The 1,488-nt window shown below is 70.8% G+C and carries 1 protein-coding gene; it reads left to right on the top strand.

Translation table 11 applies throughout. The features are described from left to right. Positions 1 to 111: 111 nt before the first annotated feature. Positions 112 to 1,377, top strand: a complete 1,266-nt coding sequence (locus tag NW198_RS09625) for an IS256 family transposase (RefSeq protein ID WP_258340944.1) — start codon at positions 112 to 114, stop codon at positions 1,375 to 1,377. Positions 1,378 to 1,488 lie beyond the last annotated feature (111 nt).

Raw genomic sequence — 1,488 nt, 5'->3', positions numbered from 1 at the left:
GCGGAACGATCGCGTCGCGAATTGTGGTGTAAGGAAGGCCTGATATAGGCGCGGCCCCCGACCTAGAATCTCTTTCGACCAAGAGAAGGATTCGAGGGAGCGGAGACCGCAATGGACACTGTACAGCAAGACGCGTTCGCAATGAAGGAGCTGCTCGACGAGGGCGGCGAGGGCCTGACCGGCCTCGCCCGCGCCCTCCTCGAGGCCGGCGTCAACGAGATGATGGCCGCCCAGGCCGACGCCGCCTGCGAGGCGGCCGGGACCACGAGGAACGGGTTCCGCGAGAGGCGGCTCGAGACGCAGGTCGGGATCATCACGCTCAGGATACCGAAGCTGCGCCGGGGCACCTACTTCCCGGAAGGCCTGGTCGAGAGGTGGAGCAGGGTCGACCGCGCCGTGATCTGCGCGGTGGCGGAGATGTACGCGCTCGGGGTCTCCACCAGGAAGGTCGGCAGGGTCCTCGAGCGCATGGGGGCCGACCGGCTCTCGAAGGACGCCGTCTCGCGCATCTGCGCGGCGCTGGACGCCGAGGTCGCGGAGCTGCGCTCGCGCCAGCTGCCGCCCATGCGCTTCCCGTACCTGTGGGTGGACGCGACCTACGTGCCCTGCAGGAGAGGCGGCCACGGCGCCACCGCCGCGGTGGTCACCGCCATCGCGGTGGGCGAGGACGGCGTGCGGCGCGTCGTGGGCCTGGCCTGCGTCGACGCGGAGTCCTACGCGAGCTGGAAGGGGTTCCTGCGCGGCCTGCGCGAGCGGGGCCTCTCCGGCGTGCAGTGCGTGACCTCCGACGCCAACGGCGGCATCGTCCGCGCGGTGCGCGAGATCTTCCCGGGCGCGGCCTGGCAGAGGTACGTGGTCCACCTCGAGCGCGACATCGTCGACGCGTGCCCCACGCGCGCGAAGAGGGCCTCCGTAGGAAGGGTCCTGCACGCCGCGTTCGACGAGGAGGACCCCTCCAAGGTGAGGGCGCTCTACCGGGCGGCCTGCGGCGTCATCTCGGGGCTCTCGCCGGACGCGGGCAAGATCATGGAGGGGGCTGAGGCGGACGCCCTGGCCTACCTCGACTTCCCCGAGGCGCACCGCAGGAGGATACGGACGAACAACGTCCAGGAGCGCTGCAACCGCGAGATCAAGCGCCGGGCGCGCGTGGTCCAGAGCTTCCCGTCGGAGGCGGCGCTGATCCACCTGGTCGGGGCGGTCTGCTACGAGGCCTCCGAGGACTGGTCAAGCCGCAGGTACATGGACCCCGCGGCGATTGAGGGGCTGTGGGAGATTGTCGCGGCGCCCGTCCCCGACCCGACGGAGGAGCAGCTGGGGAGGGCGAGGGCGAGGATCGTCGCGCTCTCTGGGCTTGACGAGGGGGCGACGGCGGCGTAGGTTCGGCTCATCAGGGATTCCGGGCGGAGGGCCTTACACCACTTTTTGAGACGCTACCTCCGGAACGCGAAGGGGGAGGGCCCCGGCGCGAGCCGGGGCCCTCCCCCATGA

It is taken from the genome of Thermophilibacter sp. ET337 (genome assembly GCF_024733715.1).
Lineage (GTDB): Bacteria > Actinomycetota > Coriobacteriia > Coriobacteriales > Atopobiaceae > Thermophilibacter.
Note: the sequence above shows the minus strand (reverse complement) of the source record. Positions and strands in the feature narration are given on the sequence as shown.